The 19,438-nt window shown below is 70.6% G+C and carries 22 protein-coding genes; 3 read left to right on the top strand and 19 right to left on the bottom strand.

Translation table 11 applies throughout. From position 1 onward, the window contains the following. The 9 genes from PSU4_RS27530 to PSU4_RS27490 all read right to left on the bottom strand — a co-directional run. A partial coding sequence (locus PSU4_RS27530; protein WP_186817219.1) for an MmoB/DmpM family protein occupies window positions 1-112 on the bottom strand: 112 nt, incomplete at its 3' end. 10 nt (window positions 113-122) lie between these two features. Continuing rightward, window positions 123-392, bottom strand: a complete 270-nt coding sequence (locus PSU4_RS27525; protein ID WP_147114730.1) for a toluene-4-monooxygenase system B family protein — start codon at window positions 390-392, stop codon at window positions 123-125. Window positions 393-395: 3 nt separating this feature from the next. After that, window positions 396-1,922 (bottom strand): ferritin family protein, encoded by a 1,527-nt coding sequence (locus PSU4_RS27520; RefSeq protein ID WP_147114727.1) that lies wholly within the window; start codon window positions 1,920-1,922, stop codon window positions 396-398. 10 nt (window positions 1,923-1,932) lie between these two features. Continuing rightward, the gene (locus PSU4_RS27515) at window positions 1,933-2,406 is read right to left on the bottom strand and encodes a nuclear transport factor 2 family protein (protein ID WP_147114724.1); all 474 of its coding nucleotides are present in this window, start codon (window positions 2,404-2,406) and stop codon (window positions 1,933-1,935) included. An 11-nt stretch (window positions 2,407-2,417) separates the two neighbouring features. Beyond that, window positions 2,418-2,852, bottom strand: a complete 435-nt coding sequence (locus PSU4_RS27510) for an ester cyclase (protein WP_246115389.1) — start codon at window positions 2,850-2,852, stop codon at window positions 2,418-2,420. Between the two features lie 97 nt (window positions 2,853-2,949). Then, on the bottom strand, window positions 2,950-4,002 hold the full coding sequence (locus PSU4_RS27505; RefSeq protein WP_147114717.1) for a DJ-1/PfpI family protein: 1,053 nt from the start codon (window positions 4,000-4,002) through the stop codon (window positions 2,950-2,952). A gap of 201 nt (window positions 4,003-4,203) precedes the next feature. Further along, window positions 4,204-5,181, bottom strand: a complete 978-nt coding sequence (locus tag PSU4_RS27500; RefSeq protein ID WP_246115388.1) for an AraC family transcriptional regulator — start codon at window positions 5,179-5,181, stop codon at window positions 4,204-4,206. Window positions 5,182-5,394: 213 nt separating this feature from the next. Further along, window positions 5,395-6,096 carry a type 1 glutamine amidotransferase domain-containing protein gene (locus PSU4_RS27495; protein WP_147114714.1) on the bottom strand — a complete coding sequence of 234 codons (702 nt, stop codon included), beginning with the start codon at window positions 6,094-6,096 and terminating at the stop codon, window positions 5,395-5,397. A 40-nt stretch (window positions 6,097-6,136) separates the two neighbouring features. Beyond that, the gene (locus PSU4_RS27490; protein WP_147114711.1) at window positions 6,137-6,997 is read right to left on the bottom strand and encodes an SDR family NAD(P)-dependent oxidoreductase; all 861 of its coding nucleotides are present in this window, start codon (window positions 6,995-6,997) and stop codon (window positions 6,137-6,139) included. Window positions 6,998-7,180: 183 nt separating this feature from the next. On the opposite strand from PSU4_RS27490, the gene PSU4_RS27485 reads away from it, so the two are divergent. Both PSU4_RS27485 and PSU4_RS27480 read left to right on the top strand, forming a co-directional pair. Next, window positions 7,181-8,083: a helix-turn-helix transcriptional regulator gene (locus PSU4_RS27485; RefSeq protein ID WP_147114708.1), complete on the top strand. Its 903-nt coding sequence runs from the start codon at window positions 7,181-7,183 to the stop codon at window positions 8,081-8,083. Between the two features lie 96 nt (window positions 8,084-8,179). Then, window positions 8,180-8,491 carry a Dabb family protein gene (locus PSU4_RS27480; protein WP_186817218.1) on the top strand — a complete coding sequence of 104 codons (312 nt, stop codon included), beginning with the start codon at window positions 8,180-8,182 and terminating at the stop codon, window positions 8,489-8,491. Window positions 8,492-8,721: 230 nt separating this feature from the next. Here PSU4_RS27480 and PSU4_RS27475 read toward each other — a convergent pair whose 3' ends face one another. From PSU4_RS27475 to PSU4_RS27455, 5 genes are all read right to left on the bottom strand, one after another. Further along, window positions 8,722-9,270 carry a bifunctional DNA primase/polymerase gene (locus tag PSU4_RS27475; RefSeq protein WP_147114702.1) on the bottom strand — a complete coding sequence of 183 codons (549 nt, stop codon included), beginning with the start codon at window positions 9,268-9,270 and terminating at the stop codon, window positions 8,722-8,724. An 81-nt stretch (window positions 9,271-9,351) separates the two neighbouring features. After that, a complete protein-coding gene (locus tag PSU4_RS27470; RefSeq protein WP_147114699.1) occupies window positions 9,352-9,645 on the bottom strand; it encodes a hypothetical protein in 294 nt (97 codons plus the stop codon). 40 nt (window positions 9,646-9,685) lie between these two features. Further along, window positions 9,686-10,174 (bottom strand): hypothetical protein, encoded by a 489-nt coding sequence (locus tag PSU4_RS27465; protein ID WP_147114696.1) that lies wholly within the window; start codon window positions 10,172-10,174, stop codon window positions 9,686-9,688. Between the two features lie 79 nt (window positions 10,175-10,253). Further along, complete coding sequence (locus tag PSU4_RS33230) at window positions 10,254-10,592, bottom strand: hypothetical protein (protein ID WP_507763237.1); 339 nt, start codon at window positions 10,590-10,592, stop codon at window positions 10,254-10,256. Window positions 10,593-10,688: 96 nt separating this feature from the next. After that, window positions 10,689-11,027 (bottom strand): bifunctional DNA primase/polymerase, encoded by a 339-nt coding sequence (locus PSU4_RS27455; protein WP_147114689.1) that lies wholly within the window; start codon window positions 11,025-11,027, stop codon window positions 10,689-10,691. A gap of 55 nt (window positions 11,028-11,082) precedes the next feature. Between PSU4_RS27455 and PSU4_RS27450 the strand changes: the two genes are divergently transcribed. Beyond that, on the top strand, window positions 11,083-11,508 hold the full coding sequence (locus PSU4_RS27450) for a hypothetical protein (RefSeq protein ID WP_147114686.1): 426 nt from the start codon (window positions 11,083-11,085) through the stop codon (window positions 11,506-11,508). Window positions 11,509-11,510: 2 nt separating this feature from the next. Here PSU4_RS27450 and mobF read toward each other — a convergent pair whose 3' ends face one another. The 5 genes from mobF to PSU4_RS27425 form a co-directional block, all read right to left on the bottom strand. After that, window positions 11,511-15,833, bottom strand: a complete 4,323-nt coding sequence (gene mobF, locus PSU4_RS27445) for a MobF family relaxase (protein ID WP_147114683.1) — start codon at window positions 15,831-15,833, stop codon at window positions 11,511-11,513. 235 nt (window positions 15,834-16,068) lie between these two features. Then, a complete protein-coding gene (locus tag PSU4_RS27440; RefSeq protein ID WP_246115384.1) occupies window positions 16,069-17,001 on the bottom strand; it encodes a hypothetical protein in 933 nt (310 codons plus the stop codon). After that, window positions 16,998-17,405 carry a hypothetical protein gene (locus PSU4_RS27435; protein ID WP_147114680.1) on the bottom strand — a complete coding sequence of 136 codons (408 nt, stop codon included), beginning with the start codon at window positions 17,403-17,405 and terminating at the stop codon, window positions 16,998-17,000. The genes PSU4_RS27440 and PSU4_RS27435 overlap by 4 nt, the downstream gene beginning before the upstream one ends. Next, on the bottom strand, window positions 17,402-18,067 hold the full coding sequence (locus PSU4_RS27430; protein WP_147114676.1) for a hypothetical protein: 666 nt from the start codon (window positions 18,065-18,067) through the stop codon (window positions 17,402-17,404). Before PSU4_RS27430 ends, PSU4_RS27435 begins: the two co-directional genes overlap by 4 nt. Before the next feature lie 88 nt (window positions 18,068-18,155). After that, a partial coding sequence (locus PSU4_RS27425; protein WP_147114672.1) for a type IV secretory system conjugative DNA transfer family protein occupies window positions 18,156-19,438 on the bottom strand: 1,283 nt, incomplete at its 5' end.

Below are 19,438 nucleotides of genomic sequence, written 5' to 3'. Positions count from 1 at the left end.
AGCCACGGTCGATGACCGCGATCTCGCGGCCCGGGTTGTCGTCCTCGATCGCCGCAGCGATCAGCTCGACCTCATCGCTCATGCGCAGGATCGGGCCAACGGGGTTGTCCATGGGTCCGCCCTCAGTCCTCGTAGTCGACCCGGACGTGGTCGAGCGGCCCGATGCCGGCCTCGGCCACGGTCAGGTGCATCGGCACCTTCCGGCCCTCGTGGTAGACGACCTTCGCCTTGTCGCGCTTGCGTACTCGCTTCCCCTCGCTGTGGTGGGCGATCTTCTCCGCCACCACGGCGAGGGTGTCGTCCGACATCACCGGGATCAGCAGCTGCGAGTAGTCGTCGGCGAAGATCCCGTTGAGCGGGACGAGCTGCGGCTCATGCGTCACGTCGGTCATCTCTCAGCTCCCTGCGACGAGCAGGCCGCTGTCGGTCACCGACGTCGCGGGAGCGAACGACTTCGCCCAGGCGTAGTTGTCCGCGTCGTCCCCCATGACGTCCGGGGTCAGCCCCATCCAGTTGAGGGCACCCCCGAGGTCCATGGGCTGGATCTCGCCGGCGAGGAACCGCTCCACGACGGTGGTGTGGTTGACCGCGTCGCGGTCCTCCCACCAGATCTGTCGGCAGCCCTTCGTGCAGAAGTAGTAGGTGTTGCCGTTGTGCTTGAGCGGGAAGTTGCGGACGAGCCACTTGCCGTCCCGGCCCAAGGTCGGGTTGATCGCGGGGAAGTGGCACATGTTGCACAGCCACGGCAGGGTTTCGGGCAGCGTGGCCTCGACGTTGCCGGCGTTGATGTTCTCCGCCATCATCGCCCACTTGTCGAGGTAGAACTTGTCCCAGTTCGGGTACTTCTCGCGCAGCCAGTCGCGCGAGTCCGCGTCCATGCCGGCCGCCGGGTTCCACCATACGGTGGGTCGGTAGTTCCAGAACCCGAGGTGCAGGGAGTGGTGCCAGGTGTCCAGGCCCGCCATGAACTCGTCCCAGTACCACGGCTTTCGCAGGCCGTAGTCCTCGAGCGTCCGGACGAACTGGTCGATGATCCACTCCTCCATGAACTCCCGGTAGGACTGCTTCCGGTGCTCTACAGGGGTGTAGTAGTCCATCGGGGGCCCGGTGAGGCCGGCGAAGGCGCGCGCCGAAAACCAGAAGTACTTGTCGATGGTCCACTGGGCGCGGACCGGGTCGTGCTCGACGAGCAGCTCCAGCGTGGGTCCGCCCTGCTGGGCGTGCCGCGCCTCGTCCGTCTGAATCGAGCTGATCATATTCGCGAAGTTGATGTCACCAGCCTCGAGCGCGTCCGAGGACAACGCAACGAACTGAAGGTTGGTGAATCCGGTCTCGAACGTCATCGGCAGCTGGATGGCGAGGTCCACCACGTCCGGCCCGATGACCATGCCGTCGAACAGGGTGCGCAGCGCGAGCGACGCCCAGTCGTTGGTGTGGAACGCCTTCTGCGACCAGTCGTACTGCGGGTCCTTGCCGACGAACTCGTGACCGAAAAACAGCGTGATCTGCGCGTGCCGCATCTCGTCGAGCGCGCCGAAGACCGCCATGTTGCGCCACGCCGGGCTGAGCCCGAAGCGGGCCATCTTCAGCTCTCCGAGCAGGCCCGCGTACTCGACCAGCGACACGCCGCCGAAGTGCATCTTGGTCGCTGACTTCCAGCCGGGAGAGAGGGTGTCGAAGGTCTTGGAGCGCTGGAGCGCGGCCTTGACGGCGTACGCGGAGCTCTCCTTCTCCCGCTGGGTGGCGACGTAGTCGGGGTAGGAGACCTTGTAGCTCTCTTCCCATTTCGACCAGGCCTCACGCGGGATCTTCCCAGTACCCGACAGCCAGTCGGGGAAGACCGCGTCGTCGTCGACGTAGGTGTAGTCCCAGTCCACGTCGCGGACGATGTCCTGCCATTCTTCGCGCTTGAGCAACGTCATCGGTCCTTCCTCAGTCCACTTCGAAATGGCCGAGCTGGCGCGCGACGCTGGCGCAGTCCCAGTAGGCCGTGATGCTCGTGATCTGCCCCTCGTCGTTCACCTCGAGGAGGAACAGGTTCGGTTCGGAGAAGGTCTGCCCGCGGCTCGCGATGGTCCCCCAAGCACTCGCCTGGGTTCCCGCGAGGACCACCTGGGCGGCGACGTTCCCGTCCTCGTCTGCGGTGATCGACCGGACGGTGTTCGTGAGGTCGGGGAACGCCTCCAGCTGACCGATCCACATGGCCTTGCCAATTGCGCCGACCTTGCCGGCGCCGCGCATGACCCGCTGACGTCCCCACATCTCGAAGGGGATGTACTCGAAGGTCGCATTGTCCGCGCAGAGCTCGACCATGCCCTCCACGTCCTGACGCCGATAGGCGTCGAAGAACGCGGTCGTGACCTGGGCCGTCCGTGTCGAGGTGCGCTCACTGCCTGCCAACGTCATGTCGTGCTCCCTCAGATGATGGCGACCTGGTCGAGCCGTTTGACGGCCAGGCGGCGGTAGAGCTGGTTCTGGCACCAGTAACCGGTGATCGAGGTGATGCGCCCGTGCTCGCTCTTGAGCAACCAGACCTGGTCGACGTCGATGTGCTTCTCCTGGTTGACCACCCCGAGGTAGTCCCCCGCCTGGGTGCCCTCCATCGACAGCTCGGAGACGGTCACCCCGTCGTCCCCGGTGAACGACTTGCGGACGAAGAACTCGACGTCCGGGAACGCCTCGATGGTGTCGACGAAGAACTTGCGGCCCTCCGGTGCCGCCCCGAGGATCCCGAGCGGGACGATATTGACCTCGGCGTCGTCGGGTACGACGGAAAACGCCCCGTCCACGTCCCGCTCGGCCAGGCTGGACCAGAAGACGGCCGCGGGCCGCCGTTCGCTGGAGACTGTCACAGGCGTGCTCTCCTCACTCTCTTGCCCGCGCGATGCGGGGTGTCGTCCCCTCGGGAACAGGCGCTCGATGAAACTCGGCATCTACTCGTCCGCCCTTCTACAGGATCTGCAAGGCCTTGAGGACCGAGTCGGCGACGGCCTCGGACGAGTTCGGGTTCTGGCCCGTGATGAGGTGGCGGTCTACGACCACGTGGGAGGTCCACGGAGCACGTGCGTCGTCGAACACGACCCCCGCGTTGCGCAGAGCCGATTCGAGCTGCCACGGCACCGCGCCGGTGACCTCCGGCGCGCCTTCAGCACGGGGCCGCGCGTTGGGCTCGGTCTGGTACTCCTCCTCGTTGGTGATCGAGGTGACCCGGTAACCGTCGAAGATCCACTGTCCGTGGCCGTCGGCCGGCGCGGCGAGCAGCATCGCCGGACCGTGACAGAGCGAGGCGATGGGGGCCTGCTTCTCGTGCATCAGGGCGAGCACGCGAGTCACGTCCGCGTTGTCCGCGAGGTCGACCATCGGTCCGTGCCCGCCAGGTGCGAAGATGCCGTCGTAGGCGGCGATCTGCTCGTCGGTCAGGTCGGCCAGGTTGAGCGGCTGGCGGAAACCCTCGATCTCCTCGAGGGCCCGGGCGACGCGCTGGGACTCGGCGACGCTGTCGTCGACCACCGCCGCGATCGCCCGATCCACATCGGCCGCGGACAGCGGACCGGACAGGACCTCGGCCGCCAGCACCTCGGCGAACTGCCGGTCCTGCTGCCAGGCGGTCTTGGCCGCGGTGCTCACGAGCCCGCGGGCGTCCTCGGGGGAGATCCCGTGCTCACGCATCGCCAGGAACACCCGGCGGGCCCCGATCAGGCCCAGCTCGGTGAGGTGGCGCAGGGTCAGCCGGATGTCGTCGACGTCGTGGGCGAAGGTGCGGGTGACGGAGGCGAGGAAATCCTCGTCCTCATCGGGGTAGTGGAAGATCGGGTCGAGGCCGTAGGGGTCCGCGTACGGCGGCCTGCCGTCGGGGGTGACCACGTCGACGTCCAGACCGGCGGCGACGAACCGCTCGTACGGGGTCAGCGCCTCCTCGGCGAAGTACCCCGTCGGGTGGCTCGAGCCGTCGTCCAACGGCAGCTCGAGAGCGCTGGAAACAAGGAACATGAGTCGCGGCATCGGAACTCCTCGCCTTGGGCGTGGTGGTGGTGGTGGTGACGAACGTTATGAGGGACCACGCGGCCGAACTAGCCGCGTTCCACCGAAAAACTTGCTGATTCCGCCGAACTGCGCGATGCGTTTGTGGAACGATTTTGGGCACGGTTGTGTGGCGGTCGCCGAATGGCTTTGGCACCGCTGATCGAGCGTATTCGGGACTTCTCAGAAGCCGACCGGCTCCCCGCTCTCGGACCCGGGGACCACGGCCCTGCGCTGCGCGGCGTAGGCCCGCGGCGTGGCCCCGTAGTAACGCTTGAACTCGTGGGTGAAGTGCGACAGGCTCGTGTAGCCGACCTGCCGCGCGACCTCGGTGACGTTCAGGTCGCTCTGGACCAGCAGGGTGCCCGCCCGGTCGAGCCGCATGCGCTTCACGAACTGGTAGGGCCCCATCCCGGTCACCTCGGCGAAGACCGTGGAGAGCGCGGACGGGCTCATCTGGACCCGGTGTGCCATGTCCGAGACCGTCAGCGGTTCCGACATCCGCTCGCGGATGTGCCGGATGATCTCCGAGACGGGATTGTTCTCCCGCTCCGTGTCGGCGGCCGCCACCAGCCGCGAGACCTGCTCGGCCTGCAGCAGCCGGTAGATGATCTCCCGAAGGAAGATCGGAGCCAGCACCCGCCGGTCAGGGCCCTCGGACAACGACCGCATGAAGCGCAGGACCGCGCCCGTGAGGTTCTGGTCGATCGGGGATACGTAGGCGTTCACCGCCGCGGGCCAACGGCCCGTCGGCTTGGCGAAGGTCGTGGTCCGTCGGTCCGCCATCTCCGATAGCACCGACCTCACGATCGCGGGTGCGATCTGCAGGACGAAGGAGAGGAAGGGCTTCTCGATGGAGGCCTCGAGAACCTCGGTTTGATAGCGCATGCCACGCGTGAAGACCAGGTAGTGGAAGGGATCGTACTGGTGTTCCCGACCCTCGACGATCACCCGCTTGCGGCCCTGGATCACGCAGCAGAGCGCGAGCGACTCGACCACCGCCCACTGCAGCGGGACGACACGAGTGAAGCGGTAGGTCGTTAGCCCCGGCCACTCCGAGTGGTTGCCGCCGAGCTCGGTGCTCCTGGTGATCAGCTCGGCGATCAGGTCCCCACGGGTGAGACGCTCCTCCGGAGGAAGCTCATACGGCGACACTGCCACCCCGCTCCACGGACGTCTCCCTTCCTCACAACTTTGTCCGGCCAAATCTGAGCTTGGCGCTCGTCGACCTCCCTGTCAACAACATCACCCGTCTCTGCGGGGAGAGGGTCGGATCCCGCGCTCACAGGACGCCCTCCGGCGAGGACGTCGCCAAGGACACCCCTGCCGCACTCGGGTGGCAGGGGTGTCGTCGGGAGGACGCGGGACAGACCGCTACCGGGCGAGGGCCGCGATCATGGCGTCGGCCATCGGCGCGCTCGACGCCGGGTTCTGGCCGGTGAACAGGTTGCCGTCCTGCACGTTGTACACCTGGTAGGCCGGACCGCCGGAGTGCTTGGCACCCTTCTCCCGCAGTGTGCTGGCCAGCAGCCACGGCGCACCCTCGGCCGTGCCGAACATCTGCTCCTCCTCGTCGGTGAACGCGGTCATCTCGCGCCCGGCGAAGAGCCACTCACCCTCGGCGTCCACGGCCGACAGCAACGCGGCCGGACCGTGGCAGACAGCACCGATCACCGTCCCGCCGGCGTCCGCGGCGGTCAGCAGCCGACCGAGGTCGGCGTCCTGATAGAGGTCGACGACCGGGCCGTGGCCGCCGGGGAGGACCACCGCGGCGTAGTTGTCGATGTCGATCTCGTCGAGTCTGAGCAGCGGCCCGAACTCCTGCAGGGCCTGATGCGCGAGTTCGACCCAGCGCGGTGCCTCCGGACCCGCGATCTCCGGGTCGGCACTGTACTTGTCGAGCGGCTGCAGGACTCCACCCGGTGAGGCGAAGTCGACCGTGTAGCCGGCCTGCACGAACCGCTCGTACGGCGCGGCGAGCTCCTCGGCCCAGTAGCCGGTCGGGTAGTCGGAGCCGTCCGTGCGCCGCCATACATCGGCGGCGGACATGACGATCAAGATCTTGCCCTTGCTCATGGCACTCTTCTCCTGTCCCTCTTCGTCGAGGCGATCTGGACTAGACGGTGACGTGGTCGGTGGCGGGGGCCGACTCGGCTGCGGCGTCGAGGTTCGCGCGCAGGGCGTCGACCTTGGCGGTGGCGTAGGCGTGCGAGTCCGACCCGAGCACCAGGCGCAGCGGACCCTCGCCGTCGACGACGGCGTCGATGATCGCCGTCGCTCCCTTGACGGGGTCGCCGAGCTGGCTGCCCTGCAGGTCCAGGTGGTTCTGGGTCATCTCCCGGATCGACGGGTAGGCGTCGACGGTCGCCGTCGGCAGCGCGAGCGAGTCCTTGGTGAGGAAGTCGGTGCGGAAGTAGCCCGGCTCCACGATGGTGACCTTGACACCGAAGTCGGCGACCTCGGCGGCCAGGGCCTCGCTGATGCCCTCCAGGGCGAACTTGCCGGCGCAGTAGAGCCCCCAGCCCGGCACCGCCGTCAGCCCGAGGACCGACGACACGTTGACGATGTGGCCGCTCCGCTGCTGCCGCAGGATCGGTAGGGCCGCCCGCAGCACGTTCCAGACACCGACGACCTGCACGTCGAGCATCTCGCGAACCTCTGCGGGGCTCGTCTCCTCGACCGCCGCGAGGAAGCCGTACCCCGCGTTGTTGACGACGACGTCGAGCGCGCCGAAGTGCTCGGCGGCCTGGCCGACCGCCTCGGTGACGGCGGCCTCGTCGGGCAGATCGACGGTCAGGGGGAGCAGCCGCGACGTGTCGACGTCCGTACCCAGCGCCAACAGCAGGCGGTCGGTGGCGCGTGTCGTCGCCGCGACGTTGTCCCCGCGTCGAAGGAGCTGGGCGACGAGCTCCAGCCCCAGGCCACGAGAGGCGCCGGTGACCAACCAGGTGGACGGTCGGTCCGAGGGCAAGCTCATGGACATCCTCATTTCTCGAAGTTCAGGCAGCCGCCGACGGGTCGCGCCTCGTCGGCACACCGTCAGCATCGGGGACCTGACCCGCTCGCAGGGGCTCATCTCGCGCCCTACGCGACCTGGGACGCGCGAACCTAGGACTCGGAGGTCCAGCCGGCGGCGGACGACATCGGGGAGGATGGAGACGTGGCGGGAACGAACCGGGAACTCGCAGACTTCCTCCGGCGTGCGCGGAGCCAGGGCGACCCCACTCGCGCGGGTCTGCCCCCGGACGGGCGTGTCCGTAGGGTGCCCGGGCTGCGCCGCGAGGAGGTCGCACTGTTGGCCGGCGTGTCTGCGGACTACTACGCCCGGCTCGAGCAGGGCAGACGCATCACGCCCTCCCCCGGAGTGGTCGAGGCCATCGGTCGTGCGCTGGGCCTCGACGCCGCCGGTCGCGTCCACCTGGAGGACCTGATCGGGCTGACCGCCGCGCCTGCGGCACGGCACCGGGCCCGCGCGGTCCAACGCGTGCGCCCCGGGCTCCACCAGCTGCTCGACGCCCTCGACGGTGAGCCCGCGCTCGTCCTCGGGCACCGCACCGACATCCTTGCCACCAACCGGATGGCGAGAGCGCTGTTCACCGACTTCGACCAGCTACCCCCCGCGCAGCGCAACTACGCCCGCTGGATGTTCCTCGACGAGGACGCGCGGTCGCTGTTCGTGGACTGGGACGACCAGGCCCGAGCGGCGGTCGAGGGCCTGCGGTTCGAGGTCGGCCGCGACCCCGACGACCAGACCACGGCCGCCCTCGTCGCCGAGCTGCGCGAACGCAGCACCGAGTTCGACCACTGGTGGGAGCAGCACCGGGTCCACCGCCGCACCCACGGCTCGAAGCGCCTGCGCCATCCCCTCGTCGGCGACCTCACCGTGGAGTACGAGACCCTAGCGCTACCCGGCGACTCCGACACCACGCTGTTCGTCTACACCACCGAACCCGACTCGCCCTCACGCCGGGCGCTGGACATCCTCGCCAGCTGGACGGCCTCCGTGCCGGGCGCAGGCAGAGCCCACGAGGCCGGCAGGCCCGATAGCACCACGGGCCAGTAGGACCAAGGTTCGACCCCGACCAGCCTGCATCAGGAACATCCGCACCGACCGACGGGCACCACGCTCGGCCGGTCTTGGTGGTCCAGAGGAGATTCCGTGCTCTCTCACACCGTCCTCTTCCGCCTGCGCCGTCCGTTCGACGACGAGCAGCGGGCCGAGTTCGTCGCCGCCCTGCGCACGTTCGCCGCCGAGGCCCCGCTCACGGCCGGGCCGATGACGGTCACGGTGAACCTCGGCGTCCGCGACCCCGCGAACGCTCGGTTCGCCGACGCCGCGCTGTCGGCAACCTTCACCGACGCAGAGACGTTCACGTCCTACCTGAAGCACCCACGGCACCAGGTGCTGGCGACCGAGGTGCTCGAGCCCGCCTGCGCGAGCTGGCTGTCACTGCAGGCCGAGGTCTCGTAGGCCGGGGTCGACGATCACCGGTCACGCGGGACCTCGGACGGACGCCAGGGCGGACGCGGGTCTCGTCAGGTCCGTGGGAGGAGCCCCCGCCTGCCGCCCACAGTGACCGGCAGGGGTGCAGGATCGTCGACGTCGCGCAAGCGGAGAACTTCACCCTCCGCGGTGGAGCACTGCCAGGCGGCGTTGTGCGTCGAGGCCGGCGAGGATGTCGTGCGCGGTGCGGCGGCGGGTCACGCCATGCCCTCCAGAGTCGTTCGGCGGGGTGAGCGCGCACCGGCGATCTGTCCGGAGCGGATGGTGGCGTGGGCCTCGTGGGTAGGCAGGATGTTCGCCGCGGACGCCACGGCCAATGCAGCGGTGGTGAGCCCTTCGGGTAGGAGCCCGGCTCCTACGAGCTGGCCGAGTGCGAGCGCGGCTCGATTGAGGGTGGTGTTGCGGTGTCCGCTGCCCGGCTTCGCGGCCAGCACGGTCTCGAGCTCGCCGCGCGTCGCTGCAGCGACGTAGGCCGAGCGGCGGGCGACCACGTCCAGCAGCGGCCCAAAGTCCGCGCGGCTGGAGGGCGCCGGTTCGTCGTGGAGGAGTCCTGCGATCCAGTCGGGGAGCTCGGCGACCGACAGGTCGGTCTCGCGGTAGCGGCGCCCGCGCACGATCGATCCGGCGGCGACGACGTAGCCGCCAGCGGCCCTGATGTCGATCAGCCAGCCGAGCCGGCCGGCTGAGTTCCGGATGCGGGAGCCGGCCGGGGCGGTGAAGTACAGGTGCTCGCCGCCGCTGCCTATCGACGGGTCGTCCTGCTGGCGTGAAGTTTGGGCTGGTCTCGCGTGCCTGACATTGTCTCGACGTGCCGATCTCGCTGCGAGTCAGCTGGGGGTGCCGCCCTGGCGTGCCTGGATCTCGGCGGGAACATGGCCGGGGTTGTCGACGACTGCGGTGACCACGCTTTCCGTCTTTGCGATGGTGCCTGCCGGTATGGGTGCGGCGTCACTGGTGACGATGTGGTGCTCGCCGGCGTAGTGGCCGGTTTCGGGGTCGATGAGCAGGTCGTGGTCGTGGTGCGGGGTGTGTCGGGGGGCGAGGCGGTGGTAGCCGTCGACGTCGGTGATGCCATCGAGGAGCTCGACGTCCTCGAGCTGCAGCAGTGCCTGGTAGATCACGGCGCGGAAGTCGGCCGGGACTCGGCCCTGGCGGAGGGTGTCAGCGGCGTAGGCGAACGGGCCGGACCAGGGCCTGTCGGGGCTGTCGCCCTTGAGCCGTTGCAGTAGCTGCTCTGCCCCGCGCGGCAGGCCGGCCAGGAAGGCCGCAGTGGGCTGCTGCCAGCTGCCTGCGTCCGGTTCGTCCGCCGTGGCGATCCGGCGCGGCTGACTGCCGGTTCCGCTGCGATGTGGCTGTCTTGCGCTCGGGCAGCTTGAGGTCCATGCCGTCGGCTCGGGCCTGTTCCTCGGAGCCGAGCAGCCAGATCCGGCGCCCGGTGGCCCATTGATCGAGGAACCAGTCCCCGGCCGGGTCGGCCGGGAACCAGCAGTCCTTGCGGTGCTCGGACAAGGTGACGTAGCGGGTCTGCGGGATCCCGACTCGGCCTTGCAGCAGACTGTGCGAACTCCGCCACCAGGCATGCGTGGAGACCAGCAGATACGGCCCCTCGTTGAGCGGCTCGTCGACGACTCTGATCAGACTCTGCGCCATTCGGTCGGCCCGTCCTTCACGTCCATTATGGCCCCGACAAGCCTGCCAGCTGCGCGGTTCGGTCCTCTTGGGCGCCTCGTCAGGTCGCGGTGAAGCGCTGCAGCTGGCGGCGAAGGTCGAGGTTCTCGCCGTGGGCGCGTTCCAGCGCCGTGCGCAGGGCGGTGAGCTCGTCGCGGTGGGTCTTGCGCAGCCGGGCGAGTTCGGCGCTCAGCGCAGCGACCAATGTCGAGGAATCGGCGTTCCCCCCGTCGGAAGACGTCGATGCCGGGCTCGGCGTCGGAGGTCGGTGCTGCCTGCGGAGGTGCTCGATGCGGCGGCGCAGGTCGGCGTTGCCGTAGAGGAACGTATGGGAGACAACGGCTTCGCGTCCGACGGCTTGGAACGTGATCGGCTCGCCGCGTTTGCGCAGGCTGCGGATGGCCGCCTCCGCGGCAGCGATCTTGGCTTCGGAGCGCGCCCGCGCAGCCGCGGCGAGTGAGGCGGCCGGTGCGCGGGACGGGATCCCGATCTTGCTCTACAGCGTCTCCCACGGCAGCGGCTCGCAGTTGTCGGCCGCGAGCGTGGCCAGCACATCGACGCCGTCACGGATTCCGGGGCGGTCCCACTCCGCGGGGCGGACCGAGCCGTGGCCGGAGGTGTCGAGGTCGATGACGACGAGATTCGAAGGGCCGCAGGCGATTCCGACGTTGAGTCGCGGCGACCGCGTCCACGCCCGGCGGATCCGGCTGGGATCGGAGGTGGCTCGGGCGTCCCAGTCGCGGATCGCGGGGCGCTGGTCGTTCGGGCGCAGGGGAAAGACCCGCCAGCCGCGGGCTGCATGGGCCAGGGCCGCGTGCAGGAGCTGTTCAGCCATGGTGTCCTCCCGGAAGCGGCGTCGGATGGTCGGGGTAGCGTGCGACGCTGGTGGGGTGCGCCTGAGCGAGCGCGAGATCGGCCGGATCCCGCCGGGGAACCTTCGGGTGCCTCGCGGGGAGTTCGTCGCGCTCTGGGTCGCGGCGGAGGAGCTCGGCTCGGCGCAGGCCGGGCGTGGAGTCACCGATTGGCCGCTTGGTGGCGTCGTCGTGACGTGCCGTTGGGTCGCCCGGGCGGTGACGGAGAACGGGCGCGGCCGCCGGTCCCCCACCCGCGCTCCGGTGACCCGCCGCTCGGTCCTCGCGATCGAAGAGGAACTCGAGGCCGAGTACCTGGCCTCGGAGAAGCTCCTCGCGCGCCCGTTCCCCTCGGTGTTGATGACCGGTCAGCCGGGGTACGTCGAGGCAGTGTCGGCGACGCTGCGCTGGGCCTGGCGCGGGGTCGGTTCGGCGCCGGTTCTGGTGCCGGTCGCTGCTGGGTGAGCTCACGCGTCCTTCCAGACCTCGTCGTCAACGGTGTCGTGGTCGTCGACGTCTGAACGGATCTGCCGAGCGGCGTGCTCGTCGGCCTCGGAATGGCTGTCGTAGGCGTCGCGGGCATGAATCTCGGCCAACGCGCGGTAGGCGCGGTCGATCGCGGCGGTGGTCTCGTCGGCCGAGGGCACCCGGACGGCGTCTTCGTCGAGCTGCCGGTCCTCGACGGCTGCGATCTCGCGGATATCCGCGGCCGAGACGGTGCGGGCGCCATCATCGTCGAGGTCGTCGGCTCGGTCGTCGTGCTGGTCGAGTTCGTAGTCCTCGGTGATCTCGCGGTGTCGGTCCTCCTCGACCTGGTCCGCACGATGGGCGGCCAGCCATTCCTCCGCGGTGACGGCCGGTTCGGGGTCGGTGTCGTCGGCGTGGCGGAGCGCAAGCTCGGCCTGGGCCCGCTCGCCGGCGGCGCGGGTGGCGGCGGTGTGGGCGAGCCACGAGGCGCGGGCATCGTCGAGCCGCGCCAGCTCGAGAGCGCGGGCGTCGAGGGCATCGGCCAGCGCGGTGGCCTCCCCCATCTCGCGGTGGAGCTGGTCGTGGTCGGCGCCGTCGAGGTTGGCTTCGGCGGCGAGCAGCGTGGCTTTGTGGCGCTGGGCTTCGGCGGTCTGGTGGGTGCCGGCGAGTTCGTTGGCGACGTAGCGCGGCCCCCAGGCGGCCTCCCGCTCGGCCGCGCGGACCCGCATGCGGAGTTGCCCGTCAGACATCTCGACCTCGTCACGGTCGATCTCCGGGCGACCCAACGCCCGCCAGGCGTGCCGGTAGGCCGCGAACGCCTCCACCTGACCAGGGGTCGGAGCGGGCCCGAGAGAGTCGGCGTCGCCCTCGTATCCCCGCATCTCGCGGTAGGCCGCGACCGCGCCGACGTCGACTTTCCACTCCTCGCGATCCGAGGCGTCGGCAGGTGGTTCGCCGAACTCGCGCACAGCCCACGCCGGCGGCTCGGCCAGGACCTCGTCAGAAAGCTGGGCAGCGCGCTCGTCGGCGGCACTCGCGAGGCGGTCGAGGTAGGCCTGCCAGTCCGGATCGTCCACTCGCGGAACGCGTTCGGCCCAGGTGGTGGTGTCGGGGTCGAAGCGGTGGGTGTCGGTGATGCGGGCGTAGATGACGTTGGTGGCGTTGCGAACCCCGTGAAGGGAGCGGTCGGCGATCGCGTCGTGCAGGATCTGGCGGGCGTCGGCGCCGGCGAGCTCGGCGGAGCGCAGGACCCGGGTGAGGGAGGCGGCGCCGTCCTCGGCGGCGATCCGGGCCCGGTCGCGGATGGACAGGGTGCCGTCGGCGGCGAGCTCGTCGAGCCAGGTCGCGGTGCGGTGGGTTGCGGCGAGCTGGGCGGCGTCGGCGAGCAGCTCCGCCGCGGTCCGCACACTCGTCGACTCGTCGGTGGACTCAATCGCTGTTGCCAGGGCCGAGCGGGAGTCGGTGCGCCCGTCGGGGTCGAGGACCGCGGCGAGGGTGACGATGGGGTCGCGGCGGACGGTCTGGTCCGGTCGTCCGGTGGCCGGGTCCTCGATGATGGTTTCGGTGGCGACGTGGGCGGTGTTGGTGGCGCGGCCGCGGGACATGCCGACGTAGAGCGCGGAAGCGGCGGTGCGTGGGGTGACCACGGTGTGGGTGGTGTCCACGGTGGCGCCTTGGGCAGAGTGCACGGTGGAGGCGTAGGCCAGGACGAGGTGGTCGGTGACGTAGTCGGCGGGGAGCACGATCTGCTGGCCGTCAGTGGTGGTGACTTGGAGTGCGCCGTCGGCCTGGATCGCTGTGACTTGGTAGGTCTCGCGGTTGATCGGGCCTCGCTGGTTGCCCTCGTGGCCGGCGAGGTGCCAGCCGTTCGCGCGGGCTTCGACCAGATCCCCGACCCCGGCATAGGTGCCCTGACGGCCGAGCGGGACGCCGTGCTCGCTGACCCGGCCCAACCGGACGAGCTCGGCGCGCAGCTGCGCGGACAGGCGCGCGGCCTGCTCGTTGGTGTCGACCAGCAGCATCGACCGCCGGCCGGCGAGGGTGTCGGCCAGCCACGCCTTCGACGCCGCGGCTTCGGCCTGCTCCGGGGTACCGGAGTCGAGCAGGCGGCCGTGACGGTGGTAGTCGCGCAGGACCGACTCGTCCCCGGCGCGTAGCCGCAGCGACGCTGCGCGCTCCCACTCCTCGGTGAACCGTCGGGCGTCGGCGAGTTCATAGCGCGCACCTGCACCGGACAGAAGCTCCATCGCGCCGCCGGCGCCGACCGCGGCGAGCTGGCGGTGGTCGCCGGCCAGCAGCAACTTCGCCCCCGCGTTGTCCACATGGCTGTGGATCGCGGCGAGGGAGGCGGTGTCGGTCATCGCGGACTCGTCGACCACCACCAGGTCCCCCACCCGCAGCCGCCACCCGCTGTCGTCGCCGCTGGTGCGGTCTTCGGCGGTCGGGGCGGCGAGGCGGTCCTGGGTGGCGAGCCAGCGGGCCACGTTGCGGGCGGCGAGGCCCTCGCCGGCGAGGACGTCGGTCGCGACCTGCGAGGTCGCCAACCCGAACACCCGCCGCTCCCCCACATCCCCGTGCAGCGCAGGGTCGGACCAGGCGCGGGCCAGCGTGCCGACCACGAAGGACTTCCCCGTCCCGGCGGGGCCGATGAGGGACTCGACGCGGGCACCGGAGGTGAGCACGCCGCGCACGGCAGCGGCCTGGTCGACGCCGAGCTCGATCCCCGACTCCCGCAACCCCTCCAGGAACCGCTGCGCCGCGGGCGCGGAGAGGGCGGCACCGTCGCGGTCAGCGGTCGCGGCGAGCAGGATCCGCTCGGTCCGCAGCTGATCCGGCGTCGCGTAGAGCCGGGCGCCGGGGGCTTGGTAAGCCGACTCGCCGTTGGCCAGCTGGAGCTCCGCGGGTAGCGCGTTCGCGCCGGGGCGCTCGGTGTCGAGGGGGACCGCGTAGCGCAGGCCCTCGTCCGCCAGCTGGTCGAGCAGCGCGGAGATGTCGGTGCCGTCGGGGGTGCCGAGGTAGTCGGGCAGGGCGGCGTTGATCGCCCGGGTGAGGTCCGACCGGGTCCACCCGGCCTTCCGCTGCTGGACGTCGGCGAGGGCGGTCTCGATCACCGCCTGCGGCGACCACGCCTGCACCGCCGGGCCCGTGCCGCGGGCGTCGAGAGCGGAGCGGGCCACGCCGGCGAGCCCGTCGGCGACCTCGGCCCGGAGTTGGGTGTCGACGCGGTCGAGGACCTGGGCGCGAGTCTGTCCGTCATGGGTCTTCGCCCGCCGCGTGGCGAACGTGGCCTGGCGAGAGAGGCGGTCGCGTTCAAGCCCGTTCGGCGCCCGCCCAAAGCGCTCCTCGAACCCGGCGATCAGCTCCGCCGCCTTCGCCGTCACCGCGCGGCGGCGCGACGAGATCAGGTCCATCGCTTCTGGGGGGACGCCGACGATCTCGCGGGACTTGCCGTCCGGGCGGGTCGCGAACACCGTCCCCAGCGCGTGGGTCAGCCGTTCCTCGGTGGTGCGCTCGGCGACCGCGCCAGCGGCGCCGCGCCACCGGTAGATCGAGCGCCCGTCGAGGGTCCGCCAGGCCCCGTCGGGGCCCTGGACGCGGTTGAGGATCGGGTTGTGGATGTGCAGCTGCGGATCGTGGTCGCGCGAGTCGTGCTGGAAGAACGACGCCCCGACCCAGTCATGGGCGTCGACGTAGCGGCCGGCGGCGCCGCCGTGGTGCCCGACCCGGGAGTACCCGGCCTTCTCCGACAGGTGCTCGAGGGCGGCGTTGTTGCCGGCCCAGATCGCGTCCTCCACCGCCTCGCGAAACCGGCCCCACGCCTGCGCGGTGTCGGTGTCGCCGGCTGTACGGGCCTTGGTCTCCTCGGCCTCGAACGCGGTGTGCAGCAGAGTCACCGACTTCTGAACGCTGAACGTGACATCGAGGAAGGCCACGTTCTGGCGCACCCACTTGCCCGCCTCGGCCCGCAGTTCCGCCCGCCGTTCAGGGCTCGCGTTCGGTTCGCGTTCAACCGCGGCGCTGAACAGTTCGTCCTCGGTCTTGAACCGCCGACCGGTGTGGCCGAGTGTCGCCACCTCGTCCCACCGTGCGGGGTCGCGGAAGCCTTCGGCGCGCGGGTCGAGGAACCGCTCGAACACCGCCCGCATGTCTTGGGCGTCCACCAGGCCGGTGAGACCGAGTTGCTCGGCGCCGCGGCCCCACCAGCGCCCCGGAGTCTCCCCCTCGGTGACCGCGCCGGTGTAGTAGTTCTCCCGGCCTGTGGCGACCTCGTTGAGCAGGTACTCCGGGCTGTAGCCCGACGACACCGTCAGCACGACGACCACCCCGAAACGACCATGAGGTCGACTGGACAAAGATCAACTTTGGCGCGACTCGCCTCTCCCGGGCGACCGGCGGCCTGCCCGGCCCTGCGGATCGTGATGCATAGGTGTGATGGCTTTGATCTTGTAGCTGTCGGGTCTGTTTCGGTGGCTTTGTCGGTCTTGCTGGAGTGGTGAGTGGTCGTGCTCGTGTCGTTGATGCGGTGAGTGCTGGGTCGGTGCTGGGGAGCTGTGGTGGTCATGGCTGGGTGTCCTCGTGCTCGTCGGTGCTGTGGTGGTGGGTGCTGTCCAAGACGGCGGTGCGCCGGGTCGTGGGCGCCGGGTCGTCCTCGCGGAGGGTCTTGAGCACCGCGGCGGCGGTGCCGCGGGAGACCTGGGCTGCGGTCTCGAGCTCGGAGACCGTAGGAAGGGCTCCGGCGCGGGCGGTGAGCCGCGCGGCGGCGGCCAGCGCGCGGTCGCGCGCGGGTGACTCCGCAGCCCTCCCACCCGGCCGTTCAGTGCGTTCAAGGCGTCCGATGAACGGGGTGACCACTGCGTCGCCGCGGCCCGGCTCCGACTGGAGTTCGGGTCCCGGTTCGAGGATCGGGAGAGGCGCGGTCAGCACCTCGGGCTCGTCAGTTGAACGGGTTGAACGGCCCTCTGAACTGTTCAACGGCACCTGTTCAACGGTGACCGCTGAACCCTGCGCCGAAGGTTGAACGGCTGAACACTGCTCATCGGTGGCTGATGCTCCGGGAGCGGTTGGGGTGGCGAGGAGGTGGAGCAGGTGCGCGGCGAGCGCGGCCGCGATCGCCGGCCACGCCCCGATCCCGAACCGCAGCGCCCTCGACACCGCCAACCCCGCACCGCCGTTCGAGGGTGTCGGGACGTCGCTGGCGAGGAACACCGCCTGCGCGAGCCCGGACAGGCCGGCCGAGAGGACGACGACGGCCCAGGCGTAGCCACGCGCGGACCCGGTGAGCCGTGCGGTGGCGGTGTAGGCGACGACGGCGAGGCCGTCGGTGATCAGCGGGTAGATCCAGGCGATCGGCGTCGGGACCTGCGCGGCGACCGCGACCTCGAACAAGCCGTGTGCCGTTGCGGCCGCGGCGCCAAGAGCCACGATGAGCCCAGGCAGCCACAGCACCCACCGGCTCCCGCCGGCCTCGGGGCCGTTGTGCGGGCGTGTCATCGTCGGAGCCGATCGTGGCGAGCGATCCGATCCCGCTGGACCAGCCGCTGCGCGAGCGCGGTCCAGTCGACTCCGGCGGAGATCGCGTGCGAAGCCTGCCGGGCCGCAGCCATCCGGACACTGCGCACAGTCGCGATCTCCGCCGCGAGCCGAGCGGCGAGCACCAAGGGGTCGCGCTCGACCAGGCAGCCGAGCACGAACACCGCCACCCCGGCCAACTGCGTCACGTCATCGGCTGCGACCCAGCCAAGAGTGCCCAGCAGCGGGATCTCGACATCGGGTCCGGTAGCAGCGATCCAGCCGTCCAGGAGTGCCTCGATCGCGTCGAGGTCGCGCTCAACGAGGTAGGACCGCGTCGCTGACGGCGCCGGGGTGGAGTCGTGGGCGGTGTCGTGCGTGGTCATCGGTGGGCTCCGTTCGCGCTGTGGTCGGTGGGTTCGGGCGGGGTGCTGTCGCGGGCGGTGGCCCACCAGGCGGCGATCTCGCCGAGCTGCCCGACCGCGGGGACCGCGGGAGCGATCGCGGTGAGGGGTGGGCGGCCGGCACGGGTCTGGTGCCGTTCGACCGAGCACGACCCGACGTTCTGCCGGATTCGCCGCGCCACGCCCGGCCGTTGGCGGTCGTGCCAGTCCCCAGCAAGTGCCACGGAGGCGGCGGGGCCCTGGTACGCGGCGGACCAGGCGTGCATCAGCCACACCAGCTCCTCGACCACATCCGGGTGCCACAGCCAGCAATCCGGCAGCACCGCGGCGGCGTCGGGGTAACGCATATAGATCGCGCCCATCCACGCGGCCAGGTCGTCGAGGATCGCGGCGGTGTCGGCGGGGGCGTCGGGGGCAAGTAGCCAGGACGGGGCGGGGCCGGCGTTCCGGCGGGTCGCGAGTGAGGCGACGGTCTCCGAAAGCCGAGCCAGGACCTCGGCCAGCTCCTCGACCCGGGCCGGGAGGCCGGTGAGGGGGTCGACGTCGCGACGCAGACCGTCGACGAGCCGAGCCAGTCCCGCGACCGGACCCGACCAGTTGTCCTCGCCGGCGGCCGGGTTCGCCGGCGGGGTGTTCGAGCTCATCAGAGTTCTCCAGAGAGTGATTCGTGGGCGTGCCGGGCCAGACCCACCTCGTCGAGAGGCAGGTCTGGCCAGCAGGCAGCGGGGCGTGTCAGCCGGTGGGGCGCTGGTCGTTGCCCTCGTCGTCGAGCGGGAGGGCGTCTACGACGACCAGCCGCGGCCGCCCGTGCAGCGGCTCGTGGGGGCCGACGGTGAGTGCGCCCCGGATCGGGCGGGCCACCGCGCGACGCGTCAGACGACGGAGGCGGCGCCCGAACCGCGACGGAAGGTCGCGCAACCACACGGCCAGCCGCTCGAGGTGCTCGGCGAGGTCGGGGTGGTCGTCGGCAAAGTCGGCCCAGCGGACCTCGCGGCGCTGCCAGATCATCTGCGCCCGCCCGATCACCGGCGCGATCCCCCGCCGGATCACCAACACCCGTCCCGCCGGGAGGTTCGCGATCTGCGCCGGCGACAACACTGCTGTCTTCCGCGTCGCCCGCGCCGTCGTGTGCCGGGCCGCGTCGACCGTGTCGGCAGGCTCGTCACGCTCGCCGGTCAGCGTCGACCAGAATTGCAGATCGTCCCGGTCCCTCGTGCCACCGAACACCATGATCGAGCCGGAGTTGTTCAGGATCGTCGCCGCGTCGTGGGTGCCGTAGCGGGCGAGGAGCTGGGCGCGAGACTGGAACGCACAGATGATGTTCACCCCGCACCCACCCATGTCCGCCGTCCAGCTCTCGAGCGGGACCGGACAGATGAGTGCCGCCTCGTCCAGCGCCAGCCGCAGCGGCGGGTCGAGCCGTCCGCCCGGGCGGGTGGCAGCGGTGCGGCGGGCCTGACGGGCGATGTGGCCCGTCAATGCGCACACCAGCGGAGCAACCTGCGCCTCTTCACCGCCGAGGAGGTAGACGGTGCCGTTGGTGGCCAGGAGCTCGTCGACATCGAGCGGACGCGCCCACGCCTGCTCGGCGCCGAGTCCTGCTGCGGCGGACGCCGCCGGACTCGTGAGCCACCCCAACGCAGGCATGATCGTCGACGTGATCGAAGACCTCGTGCGGTCGTTCGTCCCGAGGAACTGGCCCAGGTCGAGCTCGAACGCCGGCTCGGGGCTGCGGCGCAGCAGTACCGTCACCTCCCGCGACGCGGCCTCCGGGTCGGCGAGCCAGCCAAGGACGTCGCGCATCGACTTGTCGCCGAGGGCGGCGGCGTGCAGGAGCCCGGCGAGGACGCGGCGGCCCTGGGCATCCCAGAACTCCCGATCCCCCGATGCCCCCGCACGCGTCGTCGCGGCGAGCATGTCCGTGGCTCGCTCCCCCGCCGTCACCGGATCGCTGCAGCCCGATACCGGGTCGAACGTGACCGTGGATCGGAGGTTCGCGAGGCCGACGGCGTTAA

Source organism: Pseudonocardia sulfidoxydans NBRC 16205 (assembly GCF_007989085.1).
Taxonomy (GTDB): Bacteria; Actinomycetota; Actinomycetes; order Mycobacteriales; family Pseudonocardiaceae; genus Pseudonocardia; species Pseudonocardia sulfidoxydans.
This window is presented reverse-complemented; position numbering and strand designations above follow the sequence as displayed.

Coding starts and splice junctions, on each gene's coding strand:
- PSU4_RS27495 (WP_147114714.1), bottom strand. CDS start 6,096: ATGAGCAAGGGCAAGATCTTGATCGTCATGTCCGCCGCCGATGTATGG.
- PSU4_RS27505 (WP_147114717.1), bottom strand. CDS start 4,002: ATGCCGCGACTCATGTTCCTTGTTTCCAGCGCTCTCGAGCTGCCGTTG.
- PSU4_RS27435 (WP_147114680.1), bottom strand. CDS start 17,405: ATGACCACGCACGACACCGCCCACGACTCCACCCCGGCGCCGTCAGCG.
- PSU4_RS27430 (WP_147114676.1), bottom strand. CDS start 18,067: ATGAGCTCGAACACCCCGCCGGCGAACCCGGCCGCCGGCGAGGACAAC.
- PSU4_RS27440 (WP_246115384.1), bottom strand. CDS start 17,001: ATGACACGCCCGCACAACGGCCCCGAGGCCGGCGGGAGCCGGTGGGTG.
- PSU4_RS27515 (WP_147114724.1), bottom strand. CDS start 2,406: ATGACGTTGGCAGGCAGTGAGCGCACCTCGACACGGACGGCCCAGGTC.
- PSU4_RS27525 (WP_147114730.1), bottom strand. CDS start 392: ATGACCGACGTGACGCATGAGCCGCAGCTCGTCCCGCTCAACGGGATC.
- PSU4_RS27490 (WP_147114711.1), bottom strand. CDS start 6,997: ATGAGCTTGCCCTCGGACCGACCGTCCACCTGGTTGGTCACCGGCGCC.
- PSU4_RS27465 (WP_147114696.1), bottom strand. CDS start 10,174: ATGGCGCAGAGTCTGATCAGAGTCGTCGACGAGCCGCTCAACGAGGGG.
- PSU4_RS27455 (WP_147114689.1), bottom strand. CDS start 11,027: ATGGCTGAACAGCTCCTGCACGCGGCCCTGGCCCATGCAGCCCGCGGC.
- PSU4_RS27520 (WP_147114727.1), bottom strand. CDS start 1,922: ATGACGTTGCTCAAGCGCGAAGAATGGCAGGACATCGTCCGCGACGTG.